Annotated in this window: 18 protein-coding genes; 13 read left to right on the top strand and 5 right to left on the bottom strand. The window is 66.9% G+C overall.

Annotated features, from left to right (window positions below; all coding sequences use genetic code 11):
- Positions 1-54: 54 nt before the first annotated feature.
- From pilB to H6717_05450, 3 genes are all read left to right on the top strand, one after another.
- Positions 55-1,761, top strand: a complete 1,707-nt coding sequence (gene pilB, locus H6717_05460; GenBank protein MCB9576455.1) for a type IV-A pilus assembly ATPase PilB — start codon at positions 55-57, stop codon at positions 1,759-1,761.
- A gap of 34 nt (positions 1,762-1,795) precedes the next feature.
- Positions 1,796-2,896 (top strand): type IV pilus twitching motility protein PilT, encoded by a 1,101-nt coding sequence (locus H6717_05455; GenBank protein ID MCB9576454.1) that lies wholly within the window; start codon positions 1,796-1,798, stop codon positions 2,894-2,896.
- Between the two features lie 85 nt (positions 2,897-2,981).
- Positions 2,982-4,274, top strand: coding sequence for an outer membrane beta-barrel protein (locus H6717_05450; protein MCB9576453.1), 1,293 nt, complete (start codon positions 2,982-2,984; stop codon positions 4,272-4,274).
- Positions 4,275-4,358: 84 nt separating this feature from the next.
- Here H6717_05450 and H6717_05445 read toward each other — a convergent pair whose 3' ends face one another.
- Complete coding sequence (locus H6717_05445; GenBank protein MCB9576452.1) at positions 4,359-7,391, bottom strand: hypothetical protein; 3,033 nt, start codon at positions 7,389-7,391, stop codon at positions 4,359-4,361.
- A gap of 173 nt (positions 7,392-7,564) precedes the next feature.
- Here H6717_05445 and H6717_05440 point away from each other — a divergent pair, with 173 nt between their 5' ends.
- Together H6717_05440 and H6717_05435 are read left to right on the top strand one after the other, a co-directional pair.
- On the top strand, positions 7,565-8,998 hold the full coding sequence (locus H6717_05440; GenBank protein MCB9576451.1) for an amidophosphoribosyltransferase: 1,434 nt from the start codon (positions 7,565-7,567) through the stop codon (positions 8,996-8,998).
- A gap of 50 nt (positions 8,999-9,048) precedes the next feature.
- The gene (locus tag H6717_05435; protein ID MCB9576450.1) at positions 9,049-9,963 is read left to right on the top strand and encodes a hydroxymethylglutaryl-CoA lyase; all 915 of its coding nucleotides are present in this window, start codon (positions 9,049-9,051) and stop codon (positions 9,961-9,963) included.
- Positions 9,964-9,966: 3 nt separating this feature from the next.
- Here the strand turns inward: H6717_05435 and H6717_05430 are convergent, their stop codons facing one another.
- Together H6717_05430 and H6717_05425 are read right to left on the bottom strand one after the other, a co-directional pair.
- Positions 9,967-11,562, bottom strand: coding sequence for a hypothetical protein (locus H6717_05430; GenBank protein ID MCB9576449.1), 1,596 nt, complete (start codon positions 11,560-11,562; stop codon positions 9,967-9,969).
- On the bottom strand, positions 11,553-12,137 hold the full coding sequence (locus H6717_05425) for a hypothetical protein (protein MCB9576448.1): 585 nt from the start codon (positions 12,135-12,137) through the stop codon (positions 11,553-11,555). The genes H6717_05430 and H6717_05425 overlap by 10 nt, the downstream gene beginning before the upstream one ends.
- A 283-nt stretch (positions 12,138-12,420) precedes the next feature.
- Between H6717_05425 and H6717_05420 the strand changes: the two genes are divergently transcribed.
- From H6717_05420 to H6717_05405, 4 genes are read left to right on the top strand one after another with little or no spacing between them, the layout of a single operon-like run.
- A complete protein-coding gene (locus H6717_05420) occupies positions 12,421-13,065 on the top strand; it encodes a DUF192 domain-containing protein (GenBank protein MCB9576447.1) in 645 nt (214 codons plus the stop codon).
- Positions 13,066-13,099: 34 nt separating this feature from the next.
- Positions 13,100-13,936: a peptidylprolyl isomerase gene (locus H6717_05415; protein MCB9576446.1), complete on the top strand. Its 837-nt coding sequence runs from the start codon at positions 13,100-13,102 to the stop codon at positions 13,934-13,936.
- 41 nt (positions 13,937-13,977) lie between these two features.
- On the top strand, positions 13,978-14,892 hold the full coding sequence (locus H6717_05410; protein ID MCB9576445.1) for a DUF4349 domain-containing protein: 915 nt from the start codon (positions 13,978-13,980) through the stop codon (positions 14,890-14,892).
- Entirely contained in the window at positions 14,892-15,347 is a 456-nt protein-coding gene (locus H6717_05405; protein ID MCB9576444.1) for a serine/threonine protein kinase, read from the top strand. Before H6717_05410 ends, H6717_05405 begins: the two co-directional genes overlap by 1 nt.
- Before the next feature lies 1 nt (position 15,348).
- On the opposite strand, the gene H6717_05400 is transcribed toward H6717_05405, so the two are convergent.
- Together H6717_05400 and H6717_05395 are read right to left on the bottom strand one after the other, a co-directional pair.
- Positions 15,349-15,720, bottom strand: a complete 372-nt coding sequence (locus tag H6717_05400) for a hypothetical protein (GenBank protein MCB9576443.1) — start codon at positions 15,718-15,720, stop codon at positions 15,349-15,351.
- On the bottom strand, positions 15,720-17,039 hold the full coding sequence (locus H6717_05395; protein ID MCB9576442.1) for a hypothetical protein: 1,320 nt from the start codon (positions 17,037-17,039) through the stop codon (positions 15,720-15,722). Before H6717_05395 ends, H6717_05400 begins: the two co-directional genes overlap by 1 nt.
- A gap of 101 nt (positions 17,040-17,140) precedes the next feature.
- On the opposite strand from H6717_05395, the gene H6717_05390 reads away from it, so the two are divergent.
- The 4 genes from H6717_05390 to fabD all read left to right on the top strand — a co-directional run bounded on the left by H6717_05390 (position 17,141) and on the right by fabD (position 20,057).
- Complete coding sequence (locus H6717_05390; GenBank protein MCB9576441.1) at positions 17,141-17,785, top strand: DUF177 domain-containing protein; 645 nt, start codon at positions 17,141-17,143, stop codon at positions 17,783-17,785.
- A gap of 11 nt (positions 17,786-17,796) precedes the next feature.
- Complete coding sequence (rpmF, locus tag H6717_05385) at positions 17,797-17,988, top strand: 50S ribosomal protein L32 (protein ID MCB9576440.1); 192 nt, start codon at positions 17,797-17,799, stop codon at positions 17,986-17,988.
- A gap of 93 nt (positions 17,989-18,081) precedes the next feature.
- Positions 18,082-19,080, top strand: coding sequence for a ketoacyl-ACP synthase III (locus H6717_05380; protein MCB9576439.1), 999 nt, complete (start codon positions 18,082-18,084; stop codon positions 19,078-19,080).
- Between the two features lie 38 nt (positions 19,081-19,118).
- Entirely contained in the window at positions 19,119-20,057 is a 939-nt protein-coding gene (gene fabD / locus H6717_05375; protein MCB9576438.1) for an ACP S-malonyltransferase, read from the top strand.
- Positions 20,058-20,132: the final 75 nt, after the last annotated feature.

The following is a 20,132-nucleotide window of genomic DNA, read 5'->3' as shown; positions in this document are numbered from 1 at the left end:
GAAACGGCCGAACGCTTGGTAGACTCGACCACTTCGATTCACCCGAGAGGAAGAATGTCGACAACCAACCGACTCGGAGAGCTGCTCGTCCGCGAGAAGCTGATCAGCCTGCAACAGCTCCGCAGGGCCCAAGACGAGCAAAAACGGTCGGGACAGAACCTCGGCTACACGTTGGCCAAGCTCGGTTACATCTCCGACGGCGAGATCACCAACTTCCTCAGCGCCCAGTACCGGCTGCCGGCGATCAACCTGGACGAGTACGAGATCGACTCGGACATCATCAAGCTGGTGGGCCGGGACGTGTGCGAGAAGCACAAGATCATTCCGGTCTCACGCTCGGGCTCGTCGCTGATCGTGGCGATGGCAGATCCCACGAACCTGCACGCCATCGACGACATCAAGTTCCTCACCGGGTACAACGTCGAGCCCGTCGTCTCCAGCGAGACGGCCATCCACGCCGCCATCGAGCGCTACTACAACGTGGGGCCCTCGTACGAAGAAGTGCTGGAGGACTTCGACCTCGGTGACGAGGACATCGACTTTTCCGCCGACGAAGAAGAAATCAACGCCCTCGAGCTGGAGAAGGCGAGCGAAGACGCTCCCGTGGTGCGTCTGGTGAACGTGCTTTTGCTCAACGCCATCCGAAAGGGCGCCAGCGACATCCACGTGGAGCCGTACGAAAAGCGGCTGCGCGTGCGCTACCGCATCGACGGCGTGCTCCACGAGGAGATGAGCCCTCCGCTGAAGCTCAAGAACGCGATCGTCAGCCGTATCAAGATCATGAGCCAGCTGGACATCGCCGAGCGGCGCCTGCCGCAGGACGGCCGCATCAAGCTGAAGCTGGGCAAGGGGCGCGAGATGGACTTCCGCGTCTCGGTGATGCCCACGATGTGGGGCGAGAAGGTCGTCATGCGCCTGCTGGACAAGGGCAACCTCCAGCTGGACATGACCAAGCTGGGGTTCGACGTCGAACCCTTGGAAGACTTCTCCTGGGCCATCCACCAGCCCTGGGGAATGGTGCTGGTGACGGGCCCCACCGGCTCCGGAAAGACCACCACGCTGTACTCGGCCCTGTCGGAGCTGAACGAGCCCGGGGTGAACATCTCCACCGCGGAAGATCCGGTCGAGTACAACCTGCATGGCATCAACCAGGTGCAGATGCACGACGACATCGGCCTGAACTTCGCGATGGCCCTGCGCTCGTTCCTGCGCCAAGACCCGGACATCATCATGGTGGGCGAGATCCGCGACTTCGAGACCGCGGAAATCTCCGTCAAGGCGGCGCTCACGGGCCACTTGGTGCTCTCCACGCTGCACACCAACGACGCCCCGGCCACCATCTCCCGTCTGCTGAACATGGGCGTGGAGCCGTTCCTGATCACGGCCAGCGTGAACTTGGTGCTGGCCCAACGTCTCGCGCGCCGCGTGTGCATAGACTGCAAGCGCCCCGCGGAGCTCGACGTGCAGGCGCTCCGAGACATGGGCCTCACGGAAGAGCAGCTCCAGGGCGCGCAGATCTTCAAGGGCGCCGGCTGCAACACCTGCAACAACACCGGCTACAAGGGCCGCGTGGCGCTGTACGAGGTCATGCGCTTCACCGACGACCTCAAGGAGATGGTGCTGCAGGGTGCATCCACCGCGGAGCTCAAGGCCGCGGCGATTCGCGGCGGAATGAGCTCGTTGCGCATGAGCGGCATCCGCAAGGTGTTGGACGGCATGACCACGACGGAGGAAATCCTCCGCGTCACGATGGCGGACTAGTTCAATGAGCTACGGCGGCGAAGACGGCATCAAGATCAATCTCCACCAACTGTTGCGCGCCATGATCGAAAAGGGCGCCAGCGACATGCACGTGACCACCGGCTCTCCGCCGCTCTTGCGCATCGACGGCGCCATCGTGCCGCTGAAGCTGCCCCCCCTCTCCCCGGTGGAAACCAAGCAGCTCTGCTACTCCGTGCTCACGGAGGACCAGAAGATCGCCTTCGAGAAGAACAAGGAGCTCGACCTCTCCTTCGGCGTGAAGAACCTGTCCCGCTTCCGCGCCAACATCTTCATGCAGCGCGGCGCGGTGAGCGGCGCCTTCCGCTCCATTCCTTTCAAGATCCTGTCCTTCGACGAGCTGGGGCTGCCCCCGGTGGTGGAGGAGCTGTCCGCCAAACCCCGCGGCTTGATCTTGGTGACCGGCCCTACGGGCTCCGGCAAGAGCACCACGCTCGCGTCCATCATCGACAAGATCAACAGCGAGACGCGACAGCACATCATCACCATCGAAGATCCGATCGAGTACCTGCACCCGCACAAGCGCTCCATCATCAACCAGCGTGAGGTGGGCACGGATACGCAGCGCTTCCGCGACGCCCTGAAGTACGTGCTGCGCCAGGATCCGGACGTGGTGCTGGTAGGCGAGATGCGTGATCTGGAGACCATCGAAGCCGCCCTCACCATCGCGGAGACCGGTCACTTGGTGTTCGCCACGCTGCACACCAACTCCGCCATTCAGAGCATCAACCGCATCATCGACGTGTTTCCGCCCCATCAGCAGTCGCAGGTCCGCGCGCAGCTGTCGTTCGTGCTCGAAGGCGTGGTCAGCCAGCTCTTGATTCCGCGGGCCGGAGGGCCGGGGCGCGTGCTGGCCTTGGAAGTGATGGTGCCCAACGCCGCGATTCGAAACCTCATCCGCGAGGACAAGGTTCACCAAATCTACTCGCAGATGCAGGTCGGGCAGCTCAAGCACGGCATGCAGACGCTCAATCAATCGCTCTACGGTCTCTTGTCACGCCGTCTGATCGGCCTGGAAGAGGCCATGGGCCGCTCCAGCGATCCGGACGAGCTCCGCAACATGATCGAAGGCCGCGTGCCCCAGGTAGCCCAGGCGGGCGGCGCTTATCGCACGTGATTCCGTAGTGCCACGCTCCGAAAACTGGTAGGAAACGTCGCTCGAGAGTGATGCTCGCGGCTCACGCGAGCGAGGAGCGAAGAAGATGACGTTCTCGAGGAACTGGGGCGCGGGTACGGCGATGGCGGTCACCCTGCTCGGAGCCACCGCAGCCAAGGCAGAGCCGATGGCACCGGAGCCGCCGCCACCCGTCGCGCCTTGGTACGAGGCCATCGAGTTCGAGGCCTTCGCGGACGCCTACGCCAGTGTGGATTGGAACTTCCCCAAGCCTCACGGCGGCGAGCGGCGTGTGACGCGCTCATTCGATCGCCAGGATGGCTTCGCCCTTGCTTGGGTAGGCGTCGATGCGAGCTACGAGCCGGATCCGGTGGGCGGGATGCTCAGCCTGCGCTTCGGGCCCACGGCCACGGAGCACGCCCACGGCGACGCCAACATCGACTTGCAGTACGTGGGGCAGGCCTTCGCCTCCTGGCGTCCGGGCGGGGTGGACGGTCCGGTGCGCCTCGACTTCGGCAAGTTCGACACCATCTATGGTGCCGAGGTCGCGGAGAGTCAGAAGAACATGAACTACACGCGCGGCGTGTTGTACCAGTTCGCGCAGCCGGTGTTCCACACGGGCCTTCGCGCCGAAGCGCAGCTGATCCCGGAGATGAGCCTCACCGCACTGGCGGTGAACGGTTGGAACAACTCCCAGGACAACAACACCGGCAAGACCTTCGGCCTGCAGGCGAACGTGAAGCCGAGTGACGCGCTGAGCGCCTCCCTCGGGTGGCTCGGTGGGCCGGAGCAGGACGACTCCATCACCACCAACTGCGCCGCCGGCACCGAGTACGATCCCGCGGCCAAGGGCTGCGCCCCCGCCCCCGGAGCTCCCGCTTCGGAAGAGGTCGTGGATCGCGGCGGCGCCAACAAATTCGAGGCCTGGCGCCACCTGGTGGATCTGGTGGTCAGCGCCAATCCGCTGGAAACCGTGTCCGTGGTGGTGAACGCGGACTACGGCGTGGAGGGCGTGCGCTCCCTGGGCGCGGACGGCGAGACGACGACCACCACCAAGAAGTGGTACGGCGCCATGCTGGGCGCGCGCCTGCAGCTGGACGAGACCTACGCCATCGCTGCCCGCGGCGAGTACTACAAGGCACCGGACGGCTACATGCCGAGCCTCACCGTGAACGAGGAGCCGGTCACGGATCTCACCCTGGCCACCGCCACGCTCACGCTCGAAGCGCGGCCCACGGAGAATCTGATCCTGCGGCTCGAGAACCGCGGGGACTTCGTGCTGGATGCGTCGCCGAACAAAGAAATCTTCCAGAAGGCCGAGCGCGACTCCGCGAAGAACCTCCTGACCACGACGTTGGGCGTGGTGGTCACTACCAACTGACGAGATCATGTCGGGCCGCCGCGGCCACGACGGGGCTCGCGCCGGCCCGACAAATTCAGTCGGGGAAACGCCCAGGCACGGCGCTCACTTCACGGCTTCGAGCGCCTCGAGCACGTCCCCGTTCTTCGGGTAGCGTTTGGCCAGCGCTTGCACGTAGGCCTTGGCGCGTTTGTCCTTGGCCACCGCCAGGCCGCGACCCGCGAGCACCCGAATCACCAGCGGCGAGAGATCCGGCGGCAGCTCCATCTGTCCCGCCTTGACCTTCGCCTCGGCGGCGTGGCCGCTCGAGCCATCGACGAACATCCGGAGCCAGTTGCCGAGGGGCCCGAGGAGAGCGGGATACTTGGCGATCACGTCGCGAGCGGACTTGAAGTCGTCCTGCTTGACCAGATCGTAGATGTGCTCGATGACGACGCTGATGGTGACGGTGCCCTTCTCGAAAGCGACGTTGCCGGCCTTGGCGGCTTCCTCCGGCTTGTTCTGATAGCGCCGGAGGCGTGCCACGCGCAGGGCGTAGACCGGGCGGGAGGCGCCGCCGCCCCAGGCCGACACGAACTTCTCCGCGAGCTCGAGGTTGCCGGTGTCGAGCGCGGCGTCCATCGCGACCAGATCGCCCCAAGGGACCTGCGGGCGAGCCATCTTCTCGAGCGCCTCGGCGTCGGGGTACTGGGCGCCGAGCAACACTCCGGGGCCGGCCACGAGAGCCGCCAAGTCCGGCTGCTTCTTGGCGTCCCCCAAGGCTTCGACCGCGGACTGCATCTCGCCGGCGTCGAGGGTCTCGTAGGCGAGCGCCGCTCGCACCACGGCCACGTCGGGAGAACGCGGGTCGAGCTCCTCGATGGCCTTCTTGGCTTCGTCCAGACGCCCACCGAGCAGCGCGACGCGGGAAGCGAGCACGCGCGCCTGCGGATACAAGGCGGAGAACTGCAGCGCGCGAAGGGCGGCCTTGCGCGCGAGCTTTTCGTCGCCGGCTTGGATCGCGAGGAAGCCGAGGCGCGTGGCCATGGCGGGGCTCACGGTGAGCGCGATGGCGCCGTCGATCGCCTTCTTGGCCTTGTCCGTCTGCCCGGCGTTGATGGCAGTGAGCGCTTCCACCACGTAGGGCACCGGACGAAGCGGCAGTATCAGGTGCTTCTCGTCGTCCGCGGAGATTTGCGCCTCTTTCGGCGGCTCCTTGCTGCGCGCCGGATCCACCGCCCACTCGAGCGCCGAGAGGGCCTTGGTGTTGGGCGTGTCACCGGCCTTCTTGCGCGCGGCCTCCACCAGGGGCTTGCCCTTGTCCACGCCCACTTCCAAGAGCACCAGTCGCGCGAGAAGGATGTCGGCGAGCACGAGCTTGTCGTCCCGCTCCCGCGCCGCCTGATAGCGCTCCACCGCGCGGATGTCGCCGGCACGCTCGAGAGCAGCGGCCGCCGTCAGCTGGTAGTAGGCGTCGTTGCCCGCGGTCTTGTCCCACTTGGGCAAGAGCGCAGCGGCACCCGCGAGATCTCCCTCGACCAAGAACGACGCGATGCGACCGAAGGCCGTCTCGACCTCGGGAACCTCTGCGACGCTGGCCCGGTGCACGGCGGCGTCGATGCCGCGAGGCTCGTCCGGCAGCATCAGCGCGCCGAGCACCCGGTTTTCCAGCCACAGTCGCGCCGCGCGCTTGTTGCGGGAATCGAGGTCGAAGATCTTGGCGAGCTTGTCGTCCGTGGATCGCAGGTCGTCCACGCTGCCGCTGTGGAGCAGCGTCGCCACCTCGTCGTTCATGCGCTGCGCCTGCGCCATGCGCTGCTGCGTCACGTGGCGGGCGTAAGCGTAGGCGCCGCCCCCCGCGCCGAGGAACAACACCGTGGCCAGGATCAGCACCCAGCTGCCACGGGTCTTGACCGGCGTCGCTTTCTCCCAAGCCGGCGGCGCACCACCGCCGGGCTCGTACACGCCGACGCGGGCCAGGTGCTCGAGGACGATCTCTGCCGAGGGGTTGGCGATGTCGACGAACTCGTCCGCGGTGCTCACTACCGGCGGGCGGTAACCCGGCGTGGAAACGGACGACGCAGCGCCCGTTCCGAACGCCGGCAGCGCGGTCGACGAGGACGCGGCGGGCGAACCCTCCGTGGAGCCGAAGGCCGGCGGGGGCGGAGGGGCGGGCGCAGCGTCGGCGGAGCCGAAGGCGGGCAGGGGCGGAGACGGGAGAGCGGGCGCGACGTCGGTGGAGCCGACGAGGGGCATCGCCGGCGAGCTCATGGGCGCCTCGAAGGAGGGGAGCGGCGGCTCCGGCGGCTTGTTCTGTACCGTGGTCTGTGCGCTGTCTTCCTCGAAGGTCGCGGGGGACGCGACGGCGACGGGCGGGGGCGGTCGCACTGGAGCGGGGGCTATGGGGGCCATCGCCGGCGCGGCGGCTCCGCCGGTGTACGGCGAGGCACCCACGTTGGGGAGGCGCGGCGGGGGCGGCGCCGAGCGGGGCGGAGGTTGTCGCGGACCCGGCGCCGTGGGCGGCAGCGGGGGTGGAACCGAGCGCGGCCGAACCCCCGGAGCGCCTCCCGCCGGTGGTCGAGCACCGGTGGGCACACGGTTCGGAGGCGTCGCCTTGGGCAGGGTCGGGGGTTCCTCACCGGTCCACTTGGGCTGCTCGGGCTTGGGCTCGGCCATGGCCGGCGCCGGAATGCTGGTCTTTTGTGGCAGCGTACGGGCAACCTCGGCGGCGACGGCAGGGGCGCCTACCCTCTTCTGCAGCGCGACATAGACCAGCGCCCGATCGTGCCACAGGCGCGTCTCCTGGTCGGCGGAACCGAGCTCGATCGCTCGCGCCAACACCTTCTCGCCCCGGATGGCATCGCCACGCCGCAGCAGCACCTCCCCCAGGTAGCGAAAAGGCTGAGGATCGCGAGGGTTTGCTTTACCCGCGAGCACCAGTGCCGCCTGCGCTTCCGCGTGCAGAGTGGCGTCCAGGTACATCCGACCCACGGCGAGCATCACGCTGGCGTCGGAGGAATGCCACTGCTCGGCACGAGCTCCGACCTCACGGACCAGATCTTCTCGGGGGTACTGGCTCAAATACGAGCAGAGCGCGAGCGTGGAGTCCGCGGCTGGATTCGACCGCCACGTCTCGAGCAGCTGTTCAAAGGCACCCATTGGGGCGACAGGATAGCTACTAACGCGGAAAAGCTGAACGATTCCCTGCGCCGCTGGCCGGAATTCACAAAAGCTCGGGAGCTTCGCCCGGTGGGTCGGGCTGGCACTCGGGCCGCCGAGCAGGCAAAGTTCGCGGCGCCCGGCCACCCACCTCGGCTGGGGGCGAAGAACCCATGTGCGGAGTGTTCGGTATCTACGGCCATCCCGAGGCGGCAAATCTGGCCTACCTCGGGCTTCACGCGCTCCAACATCGAGGACAAGAGAGCGCCGGCATCGCCACCAGCGATGGTGAGCAGCTGTTCTTGCATCGAGGCATGGGGCACGTCATCGACGTGTTTCCACCCGATCAACTCGAGCGCCTCAAGGGAAGCAACGCCATCGGCCACGTGCGTTACTCGACGGCCGGGGCGAGCCTGCTCAAGAACGCCCAGCCCATCGCGGTGGACTACGCCCGCGGCTCCCTGGCCCTGGGGCACAACGGCAATCTGACCAACGCCGAAGCCCTGCGCGAGAAGCTCGAAGAACGCGGTTCCATCTTCCAGAGCGGCAGCGACACGGAAGTCATCGTCCACCTCACGGCGATGAGCACTCAGCGCGCGGTGGAAGATCGCATCGCGGACGCCCTGACCCAGGTGCAGGGCGCGTACTCACTCCTGTGCCTGACGGATCGGTCGTTGGTGGCGGCGCGAGATCCGATGGGCATTCGCCCACTCTGCATCGGCATCATGCCGGGCAAGCAGAACACCCACGTCGTGGCCAGCGAGCGCACCAGCTTCGATCTCATCGACGCCGAATTCGTGCGGGACGTGGAGCCGGGCGAGATGGTCGTGTTCGATCGCCGGGGCATGCGCAGCATGCGCCCCTTCGCGCCCGCTCCTCGCAAGGGCTGCATTTTCGAGTACGTGTACTTCGCTCGCCCAGACTCCACCGTGGACGGCATCAACGTCTACGAAGCCCGCAAGAACCTGGGCCGGGCGCTGTCCAAGGAGCACGGGGTCGAGGCCGACGTGGTGATCCCGGTTCCCGACTCCGGAGTCCCGGCGACCATCGGTTACTCCGAGGCTTCCGGGCTGCCCTTCGAGATGGGTCTGGTGCGGAGCCACTACGTCGGACGGACGTTCATCGAGCCGCAGCAGAGCATTCGCCACTTCGGCGTCCGTCTGAAGCTCAACCCCATCAGCGAGACCTTGCGCGGCAAGCGGGTGGTGGTGGTGGACGACAGCATCGTACGCGGGACCACCAGCCGAAAGATCGTCAAGATGCTGCGCGACGCCGGCGCCCGAGAGGTGCACATGCGCATCTCCAGCCCACCCACGCGTTGGCCGTGCTTCTACGGCATCGATACCCCCACCCGGGGAGAGCTGATCGCGTCCAGCCACGGCATCGACGAAATCAACCAGTACATCACCAGTGATTCGCTCGCCTACCTGTCCTTGGACGCCATGGTGGACGCAGTCCGAGCGGCACGGCCGGCCCAAAATGGCAGCGCCCGGTCACTCCCGGTGCTGAACGAAGATTCCTTTTGTCATGCCTGCTGGAGCGGCGAATACCCCATCGAGTTTTCTCGCCACCCCCGCCAACGCCAAATGCGGCTGCTCGAGAGCTGACGAGCAGCCCACCCGCCGCCAAAATGCGGTAAACCTGCGGTAGGTTTTCGATGCTGTCCCAGGTCCCCGATCGCGTCTCCGTCTACGAGGTATCGCCTCGCGACGGCCTGCAGAACGAGCCGGCCCCGATCCCCCTCGAGGCCAAGAAGCACCTGCTCGAAGCGCTGTTCGCCTCGGGGCTCCGGCGCATCGAGCTGACCAGCTTCGTGTCTCCGCGTTGGGTTCCGCAGCTGGCGGACGCGGACGAGCTGTGCACCGAGGTGACCGCGCCGGCGGGCGTCACCCTCAGCGCCTTGTGCCCCAACGCCAAGGGCTTCGAGCGAGCGAAGGCCGCCGGGCTCCGCGAGATCGCGGTGTTCATGAGCGCGAGCGAGACGCACAACAAGAAGAACACCAACAAGTCCGTGGAGCAGTCTCTCGACACCTTTTCGGAGGTCGTCCCACCGGCGCTGGAAGCCGGCATGCGCGTGCGGGCCTACGTGTCCACCGTCTGGGGTTGCCCCTACGAAGGCGAAGTGGACCCCAAGAAGGCGCTGGAGATCACCGAGAAGCTGCTCGCTCTGGGTTGCTATCAGGTCTCTCTGGGCGACACGATTGGCGTCGGCACGCCGGTTCAGACCCGCAACATCTTGAAGCTGTTCCTCGATCACGTGTCGCGGGAGAAGCTGGCTCTGCATTTCCACGACACCCGGGGCACTGCCCTGGCTAACGCGCTCATGGGCGTGGATGCCGGCATTCGCGACTTCGATGCGTCCGTGGCCGGGCTGGGCGGCTGCCCCTATGCACCGGGGGCCGCCGGCAACCTGGCTACGGAGGATCTCGTCTACATGCTTCACGGCATGGGCATCGAGACGGGCATCGATCTCGCGAAGCTCATCGAGGCCGGCCGTGTCGCCGAGAACGTGCTCGGACGCCGGCTACCTGGGAAGGTGCACCAGGCCGGCCTGCCCCGGCGTCGCGAGTGAGCGTCAGTTTCCGGCGGAGCACACCAGGCGGGAGAAGTACACCTGCCAGTTGCCCGTGCGCCGATCGTCGAACAGCACGCCCACGTCGCCGTCGGGACCGAACGCGATCGACGGGTAGACCGAGTCGCTGGGATCCTTGGTGATGCGCTGGCGGGGCGTGAGCTCCTGAAGCGAGGGCGACAGCATCTTGCTGTAGAGCTCGTAGTTGCCGTCCTTGTCGTCCGCCCACACCAGCAGCAATCGATCCCCGAGCGGCAGGATCGCCTGCGTGCGCGCGAAGCTGGCGCCAAACGTGATCTGCTTTTCCTGGACCAGGACCTTGCCGGACTCGTCCACCACCACGCCCCAGATTGCGGGACCCGGTACCGCGTCCCGCTTGCCGTACACCACGACGTAGCGGTCCTTGTTCCAGACGATGGACGGATTCACGCCGTTGTCGGTCGAGAGCACGACCAAGTCCTGAGGTGAGCCGAAGTCCGGGCCGAAGGCGCGGAAACCGATCTTCTTGCCGATGGAGTCCCCCATGTTGAAGGCGATGGCGATGGTCTTCTCGCCCTCTGCCATGCTGGGAGATTCGGCGCCGCTGAACTTGCCGGTGAGCTCGACGTTCTCTCCGATCAGGTCTCCTTTCACGCTGACGCGCTGCCCGTAGATTCGATAGTCGCTCGGCCCGTTCCGCCGATCGTCCCAGGCCAACATGAACTCGGTGCCGTTCCACACCACCGCGGGGTGCAACGAGAACCCCGGAGCATTCGTGATCCGTAGATCGGGACCGAGCTTCTTGCCCAACGCGTCGACACGGTTGAAGTAGATCTCGTAGTCGTTGTCCCGCCGGTCTTCCCAGGCGGTGCCGAACTCGGCCCCCGTCCACACGATGGGTCCGGTGAAGGTGTCGCTGGGGATGTTGGTGATCGGCTCGGTCCCGAAGGCGGTACTGCCGTCGGGGTTGAGCCCCTTCACGTAGCTGCGCCACGCGCTCTTCTGCCCGGCGTACGCCGCGGCGTAGAGCTCGCCGTTGAAGGCGATGCCGCCATGCCCCGCCTGCAGCAAGTCCGTCGCCGAGACGCGGATGGATTCCGGACCGAACGGCACGTATTTCATGTCGTTGTCGATGATGCCGTCGCAGTCGTTGTCGACGCCGTCGCACACCTCTGGATTGCCCGGAAAGGCCTTGGCGCTGGTGTCGTCGCAGTCGTCTCCGCACGACCCCGGAGCCCCGGCCGCGAAGCCCGGGCGCGGACCGCGGAAGCCGTCGCCGTCCTGGTCCAAGGTCAGCGGCGTGCTCTCGCACTCGCCCGTCGCGGGATTGCAGCTGTCCCCGGTGCACTCGTCACCGTCGTCGCAGTTCTTGGGCTCCGACGCCACGCAGTGTCCATCCAGGCAGCGCTCGGGCTGACACAGATCTTCCGTGTTGCAGTCCGACACGTCGACACACTCGGGACCGACCGCGCCGTCTCCGCCGTCACTTCCGTCCGCACCGTCCGCACCCGCGTCGGAGAGGCCTTCGCGCAGGCCCGACTTCGCGCCGCAGCCGGGGAGGATCAGTGCCGCGAGACCGAGCGAGCAGAGCCCGGTCGCAAACACTCTTTTCAGAAGCATCCGCCGTAGCCTTCCACGTCGATGGGAACGCAAAACAGACCCGACGGGCAGTTGTCCGCGCCGACCAGCGGGCAGAGCTGGACGCATTGGGTGCCCACGCCGGTGATGACACACACGTGATTGGCCGCGCACAGCTCGCCGCCGCACGGATCACCCTGCTTGCCGCTGCCGGCGGGCGCACAGTACGTGCCGTACTGCTCCTTGTCGCATTTGCCGGACGGATACTGCACGTAGGGGTAGCACCCCTCACCCAGGTCGCAGCCGGTGGGCGAGCCGAAGGGATCGCACTGGTTCAGTGGAGGCGGTGGCGGCCCCGCGTCGGGACAGCCGGGGTCGACGTAGCCGCCGGTGCCACCGGTGCCGCCGGTGCTGCCGCCGAAGCCACCGGTACTGCCACCGAAGCCACCGGTACTGCCACCGAAACCGCCGGTGCTGCCGCCGAAGCCACCGCTGCTGGTGGCGCCCGTGCCAGCGCTACCACCGAAGGACGTGCCGCCGCCGCTGCCGTCGCCCCCCACGCTGCCGCCGCAGGCCGTGACCAGCACCAATGCACCACCCAATAGGCCAACCCGCATCGCGGCGAGCATAGCCGAGGGCGCGATGGCCGCTACAGCTGGTTGTCCACTCCGGCTCCCGAGCCCGTCCCGCGTCACCCTGAAGTGCCCCATTTGTCCGTCGCCAAAAAGCAACCAACGTGCCACCCGACGGAAGCCGACAAATGCGGGAAAGACGGCAAAACGACAGCAAATGCACGCCCCGTGTTGCACCGTGCACGGTCACAGGGTGTGCCACGAGACCACGCACGCTGGCTCACCTGCTCCGACGACACGCCGAGCGATCCACGCTAAGAGGCGGAGCATGCGTGGTGTTCCGTTGTTGATTGCGGCGGCCGTCGCCTTCGCGAGCTGCGAGCGAGTGGAAGAGCCGGCCCCGCGGCCCGAACCGCGAGCTTCCGCGCCGCTCCAACACAAGACCGATCCCGCCCCGGAGAAGCACGCTTCCCCCGAGCCAGCGGCCACTGCCAGCTCGGCGCCGGACAAGCCGAGCTGCGTGGTCCCCACCTCGGATACGCCGCCGGACAAGGCAAAGAAGGCGGCCCATTGTCCCAAGGACCCGGCGGAGAACTACGACCTTCCGAGCGGCAGCGTGCGCTTCGTGGATGCGCCCAGCTCGCCGAAGGTCAGCGTGGAGATCGCCGCGGCGGAAGATCACCGCGAGCGCGGCTTGATGTACCGCACGAGCATGGCGGCGGATCGCGGGATGCTGTTCTCCTGGCCGTACGAGAGCGTGCGTACCTTCTGGATGCGCAACACCTGCATCCCCCTGGACATGCTGTTCATCGCCAAGGACGGCACCATCGCGGGCATCTTGGAGCAGGTCCCGACGCTCAACGACGAGCCCCGAACCGTCCCCTGCCCCGCGACCTACGTGCTGGAGCTGAACGCCGGCTGGACCCGCAGCCACGGGGTGCGCGCGGGACAGAAGGTGGTGATCGACTCTTGACTCGACGCCGCTTCGGCGGAACCTTCCGCCGGTAATGACCCTGCGTCGCATTCTTTTCGCCTCCGTCGTCGGAACACTGCTCGCGGCCTGTGACTCGCCCGCGCCGGAGCCCGAGCCGCGGCGCTCGCCGGAGCCCGCGCCCAAGGCCACGGCTCAGCTCGTCAGCGGCCACGCGAACGGGGACCCCGGCTCGAAGCAGCCCGCTCGACCCGTGAAGCCTCCGGAGCGCAAGGTGAGCGCCAAGCCCGTGGCGGAAGTTCCGGTGTCCCCCGACGATCCCGTCAAGGGAAAGTTCACGCTGGCGGACGCCACGAAGGGGCTGCCCGGCAAGGGACCGCTGGAAGCGACCATCGCCACCAGCATGGGCAAGCTGAGCTGCGAGCTGTACGAGGACAAGGCCCCCATCACGGTGGCGAACTTCGTAGGCCTGGCTCGCGGCAAGCGTCCCTTCAAGACCCCGGAGGGCAAGTGGGTGAAGAAGCCGGCCTACGACGGCACCACCTTCCACCGCGTGATCAAAGGCTTCATGATTCAGGGCGGCGACCCCGCGGGAACGGGTGCGGGAGAGCCGGGCTACGTGATCCCGGACGAGATCTGGGAGGACGCCCACCACGACGAGCGGGGCCAGCTGTGCATGGCGAACCGCGGCCCGAACACGAACGGCATGCAGTTCTTCATCATGGACGGCGTGGCCAAGCACCTGGATGGCGGCTACACGATTTTCGGCAAGTGCCAGCCGGAGGACGTGATCGAGAAGCTGGCGAGCACCTCGGTACGGGGTGACCGCGCCATCGACCCACCGAAGATCGAGAAAATCACGATCAAGCGTGGCAAGCCGGCTGCGGCCGGAAAAACCGACGCGAAGCTGTAAGGCGGCCCGCGGCCAGGACGTTGTCGGGAGAGGTTCGGACCATGGCGAGACTCACGCACCTTGTCGGGCTCCTCGTAGCCCTGTTCCTGGTCGTCGGGTGTGGTGGCTCGGCGCCCTACGCGGGGAGCAAGAGCGCCGACTACGCGGCCGAGGCGCCGATGACGGAAACGGCGGCGGCTGCAGAGCCGGAAATGTATGCGCCGGGCACCGCCACCGCCGGCGTGGACGAAGCCGATGACGCGCGCGTCGCGGAGGATGCTCCTCTCGCGGGCGGCGCCCCGGCGCCGCAGAACGCTCCGCCTCCCCCGCCCGCGCCACCGCCAAAGCGGACGGAGACCAAGCCCGACGTTCCGACGCCCGCTCCGGGCGCTCAGCCCGAGCCCGACACCGGCGTGGCGACGAGCGGCCAGGGGGCGACCATTGCGTCTCCGATGCTCATCTACACGGCCGACGTGAACATGGCCGTGTTCGAGGCCAAGAAGGCGATGGACGCGGTCGAGAAGATCGCTCGGCAGGCGGGCGGCTACCTGGTGAAGCGCGACGATCGCACCATCACCGTGCGGGTGCCAGCCGGCAAGTTCGACGGCTCGGTGACCGACATCACCAAGCTGGGCGACGTGCTTCACAAGAACGTGAGCGTGCAGGACGTCACCAGCGAGTATGTCGATCTGCAGATCCGCATGCGCAACCTGGAAGTGGTGCGCAAACGCCTCGAGAAGCTGCTCGAGAAGGCCGACAAGGTGCCCGACGCCATCGCCGTCGAGAAAGAGCTCGAAAGAGTGACGGGCGAGCTGGAGCGCATGAAGGGTCGGCTCAAGCTGCTGACGGAGCTGGTCCACTTCTCCACCATCACGGTCACCTTCTCGGCACGGCCCACGGATCACGTGGACTCGAAGGTCCGACTCCCCTTCCCCTGGCTGGATACCCTCGGCCTGGGCGAGCTGTTGAGGATGTGATGAAGACGACGTTCGGATTGCTCTTCTTGCTGCTCGCCACCGGCTGCGGCAACTCCTTCGTGGCGGCCACACCGCCGGGCTTCGTGGAGCTGCCCGATCAGGAACGCTACGACTACCGCGCGACCACCGCGGACGGTCTGGTCATCGCCGTACGGGAGATCGACAACGACCCCAAGGGCACGCTGGACTTCTGGACTCGCGCCATCGAAAACCGGATGCGTCAGCGCGGCGGATACGCGCTCTTGAGTCAGGCCGACGTGAAGACCAAGGCCGGGCTCGCGGGCAAGCAGCTCCGTTTCGGCCACGACGAAGGCGGCTCACCACACCTGTATACGGTCACGGTGTTCTTGACGGACTCCACCATCTATCTCCTGGAATCCGGTGGAACCAAGGCTCTGATGGAGAAGAACGCCGAACAACTCGAGTGGGCGGTGCAGAACTTCCAGGTGAAGTGAGTCAACGCCGCGGCGGGATCGGATACAACTTAGCGAGCATCTCGTTTCGGCGAATGCCCAGCGCCTCCCGCTGAACGCGAAGCTCCCACACCCGGCGCTCGGCGACCTTTCGCTGGGCGTTGAACTCCTCCACCAGCTCCGGCCGCTCGCCTCGGTCGAGCTCGCGACCCAAGAGATCGAGGCGCAGCAAGGCTTCGTTGATGTGATCTTCCGCTCGCCCGAGGGACGCGGCCATCTCGCCGACGATCTCGTGCTGCAGCGACGCGATCGCGGCTTCGGCCTGCCCCCGCGGACGGCGCAGGCGTTCGAGGTACGGGCTGTCCACGCCCTGAGCCTCCACGGATTTGACGAGCTCCCGGATCCGATCGGACATCAGTCTGGCTGGTGTAGCACGCGCTGGCTGGGGTCGTTGTAGTAGTAGGGGTCGAACTTGCCGCGACCGAAGGACATAGCGCCCCAGCCGTTGACGACGACGCTCCACAGCGCGGCGGACCAGAACAGCGTTCTCATGCGGTAGCCGCCGATGGCCAACAGACAGAAGAGGAAGATCGCGTAGTCGTTGGAGAAGCGGTACCCGAACTGGATCCAGCCGGTGTTCTGGTAGAACAACGTCGGCACCGCCACGGCCAAGACCGTGAGCCACAACGCCAGATGCAGGCGCGTCCAGCGCCGGGGCCACAAGAGCCACAGGTACAGCGGCGTCGTCACCCACAACGCGAGACCGTGCTGGCTGATCTGAAACGGCACCTGCCGCGGCGCCGGTGGGATCCACGGCACGCTGGACAGCATCACTGCCAGGTTCCTGCCGAAGAAGTGGTAGTTGAAGAGCCCCCACTTCTCCATGCGCCCGCGCCACGCGACCGTGAGGAAGCGATAGCCGAACTCCGTGGGGCTGCCGAAGCGCGCTTGGTTGTGCCAAGCGGCCAGCGCCAGGATCCCGACGATGGGTACGGCGAACCACGCGAGCCGAGTGAACAGCCGTCGCTTGTCGAGGCTCTGCCATAGCTTCGCGAGGGCGGCCAGGGAGCCGAGAGTACGGAACGTGGGGGCGTCGTCGTCGCTCTTCGTCGCTACGCGCACGGCCTCCAGCACGAACAGCGGAGCGGCGAACAGCAGCGGCGAGCGCGTGAGGAAACCGAGTCCGAGCATCAACCCCGCCAGCACCGGTCGCTCCGCGTCCAGCGCGAACAGCACGTAGAGCGCGGCCAAGCCCACCCCCACGACATGTGCCGCGAACCAGACGGTGCCCTGCTCGGCGGTGAAGAAGTACACACTGCCAAAGGCGAACAGCCAGGTGAACACCAGGCTGCCCCACACGCCATGCTCGCCGAGCCCCATGCGTCGGAGCTTTTCCAGGGCCAGGAACAGAACCGCCGGGCCAAGACCGGCGAGCCAAATGAAGAACTGCCCGTCCTGGACGTTCTCGGCGGAGCCGGCGAGCTTCACCAGCGGAAGCAACAGCACCGCCGGGAAGGGCGGGAAGGTCACGAACCACTTGCCGCCGAAGCTCGCGAAGTCGTTGTTCTGCGCGTAGGGCGGCGGTGGTCCACCCAGGTCCAGTCGCCCGTGCAGCCAGGAGTCGGCGAGCAGGGCGAAGTGGTTGAACGGTGTGTGGGCGCGCAACGTGCCCGGCGCGGCAAACGCGAAGTAGACGCCAGTGGTGACGGCGTACACCACGAGGGCGATCGCCACCCGACGCTTCCTGCCGTCTTGCGATAACCAGGCCCACATGGCGCGCGGACGCTATCACGAAGCTTGAACTTGGCGCCGGGAGCGCTAGCCTCCGCCCCACCGTGGAGCCCTCTCTCGTCATTTCCGTCGCCGATCTGGACGACGGCCCCCGCTCGGTTCGCTTCGAGCTCAGCGAGGCGTGGGTGGATGCCGCCCTCGCCGGCAGCGAGGCCAGCTCCGCCGGTCCGGGCCAGGTGGAAGTGGAGCTGTTGAAGAACGGGAGCCAGGTGATGGTGCGCGGCCACGCCGAGCTGGCCGTGACCATGACCTGCGTGCGCACCTTGGCGCCCGTCCAAGTCCCGCTGAAGCCCGACATATTCCTGATGCTTTCCGAAGCCTTGCCGGACCTTGGGGCGCGCCGACGGGAGCGCAAGCCGCGCCGCAAGAAAGGTCGGCTTCAGGCGCAGACGCCGGAAAAACCCGCCAAGAAGTCCCATCGCGCTTGGCACGACGACCCGGAGCTGTCGAACGAGCGGGCGGCCCAGGACACCTACGACGGTGAGAAGGTCGTACTGGACACCTTCGTGCGGGAGTTCATCCTGCTCGACTTGCCCATGTCCCCCACGGTTTCCGACTTGCCTTCCGAGGACAAAGCCGCTATCCCGCCCGCTCCCAGCGCCGAGGGCTCGGAGCCGAGCGCCCCCCTCGACCCGCGGCTCGCACCCCTGGCGGCCATCGCCGAGCGGCTGCGGGAGCACAAGAAGTAGGAGCATTCGCCGTGGCAGTTCCCAAGCGTCGTAAGTCCAGCAGCAAGCGCAACATGCGTCGCGCCAATCACGACAAGGTCGTGGCCCCCAACGTGGTGCCCTGCCCCAACTGCTCGGCGCCCATGGTCTCGCATCGCGCGTGTCCGTCCTGCGGGCACTACAAGGGCCGCGCGGTCCTGAAGAGCGACGCCAGCGAGAGCTGAGCGCACGAAGCTACGCAACCTGCGTAGCCGGCTTCACAGCTGGTTGAACCATTTTCCCGTGACCGCGCGGCGGGGAGATTGTACGAAACGTCCATGGTCACGGACGGAGCGCCGGCAAGCCGCATCGCCGGAACGGGGGCATACGTTCCCGAGAAGATCCTGACGAACTTCGACCTCGAGAAGGTCGTGGACACGTCGGACGAGTGGATCCGGGAACGCACCGGCATCAAGGAGCGGCGCGTGGCCGCCAGCGACGAGGCCGCCAGCGACATGGCCGTCGCTGCCGCGCGGCGTGCCCTCGAGGCGGCGGGACTCGAGGCCAAGGACCTCGACATGATCGTCGTCGGCACCATCAGCGCCGACATGCCGCTGCCCGCGTGCGCTGCGTTCGTGCAACAGAAGCTTGGCTGTCCCGGCATTCCGGCCTTCGACGTCGCGGCGGCCTGCGCGGGCTTCCTGTACGCAACGTCCATCGGCGACCAGTTCATCCGAACCGGCATGGCGAAGAACGTGCTCGTGATCGGCGTGGAGCTCTTGTCTCGCGTGTTGAACTGGGAAGATCGCGCCACTTGCGTGCTGTTCGGCGACGGCGCCGGCGCGGCAGTGTTGACCCCCGCGAGCGACGACGGCGGAGGCGTGCTCTCCACCAAGCTGTACACCGACGCCACGCTGGCGGAGTCCCTGTGCATTCCCGCCGGAGGCAGCAAAGAGCCCCTCACCGCCGAGGGTATCGAGCAAGCTCGAGACAAGGTGCACATGATCGGCGGCGACATCTTCAAGGTGGCCGTCAAGAATCTCACCAGCGCGTCCCGGGAGGCGCTGGCCCACGCCGGGCTCGAGGCCGAGCACGTGGACTGGGTCGTGCCCCACCAGGCGAACATGCGCATCATCAGCCAAGTCGCGGTGCGGCTCGAGATCCCCCTCTCCCGCTTCGTGTTGAACATCGAGCGTTACGGCAACACCTCCAGCGCCAGCATCCCCATCGCCCTCGACGAGGCCGTGCGTGACGGCCGCATCAAGCCCGGTCAGACGGTGCTGATGTGCGCGCTGGGCGCCGGCATCTCCTGGGCGAGCGCGCTGGTGCGCATGTAGTCTTGACCGCGAGCACTCTCGTGGTGTCAATGGGCCCCATGAGCGTGGCATGGCTATTCCCCGGACAGGGGACACAGGTCGTGGGCATGGGCAAGGCGCTGTACGAAGCGTCGGCTCAGGCCCGCGAGGTCTTCGACCGGGCCGACCAAGCGCTGGGTTGGAAGCTCTCCAGCCTGTGCTTCGAAGGTCCGGAGTCCGACCTCACCCTGACCAAGAACACCCAGCCGGCGATCGTGACCGCCAGCATCGCCGCATTGGCGGCGCTGCGGGAGGCGCACCCGGAGCTGGCTCCTCCTGCGTTCGCCGCCGGCCATTCCTTGGGCGAGTACAGCGCACTGGTGGCGGCGGGGGCGTTGGCGCTCGAAGATGCAGTGCGCCTCGTGCACCTGCGCGGCAAGGCCATGCAAGAGGCGGTGCCTCCGGGCAACGGCGCGATGGCCGCGATCATGGGGGGCGACGCGGACCAGGTTCGAAACCTGTGCGGGGACGCCGCCGAAGGTGGCGTGGTCGCGCCCGCCAACTTCAATGCCCCGGGCCAGGTGGTGATCGCCGGCGAGAAGGACGCAGTGGAACGCGCGATGAAGCTCGCCCAAGAGCGAAAGCTCAAGGCCATTCCTCTCAAGGTGAGCGCGCCATTCCACTGTGCGCTGATGGCCCCCGCTGCCAAGGCGGTGAAGGAAGCCCTGAAGAGCGTGTCACTCTCGGCGCCAGAGTTCCCGGTGATCTCCAACGTGGAGGCCAAGCCCAACTCGGACGCCGACCGCATCGCCGAGCTGCTCGTGCGTCAGATCGACGCTCCGGTGCTGTGGGATGCGAGCGTCCGCGCGATGGCCGACGGCGGCGTGGACCTCGCCCTGGAGATCGGACCGGGCAAGGTCCTGGCGGGGTTGGTGAAGCGCATCGACAAGCGCATCTCCGTGGTCGCTGTCGGCGACCCGGAAGGCGTCACCAAGGCGCTGGAATCGTTGAAAAATTGAGGGTGCGCAGGGTGCTTCGCAGGGGGCTCGGCGTGGTCGACGCATCTTTCGCCCAAGACCTGGCCGCCGGCGTGG

Source organism: Polyangiaceae bacterium, from assembly GCA_020633235.1.
In the GTDB taxonomy this organism is placed as follows: domain Bacteria; phylum Myxococcota_A; class Polyangia; order Polyangiales; family Polyangiaceae; genus JACKEA01.
This window is presented reverse-complemented; position numbering and strand designations above follow the sequence as displayed.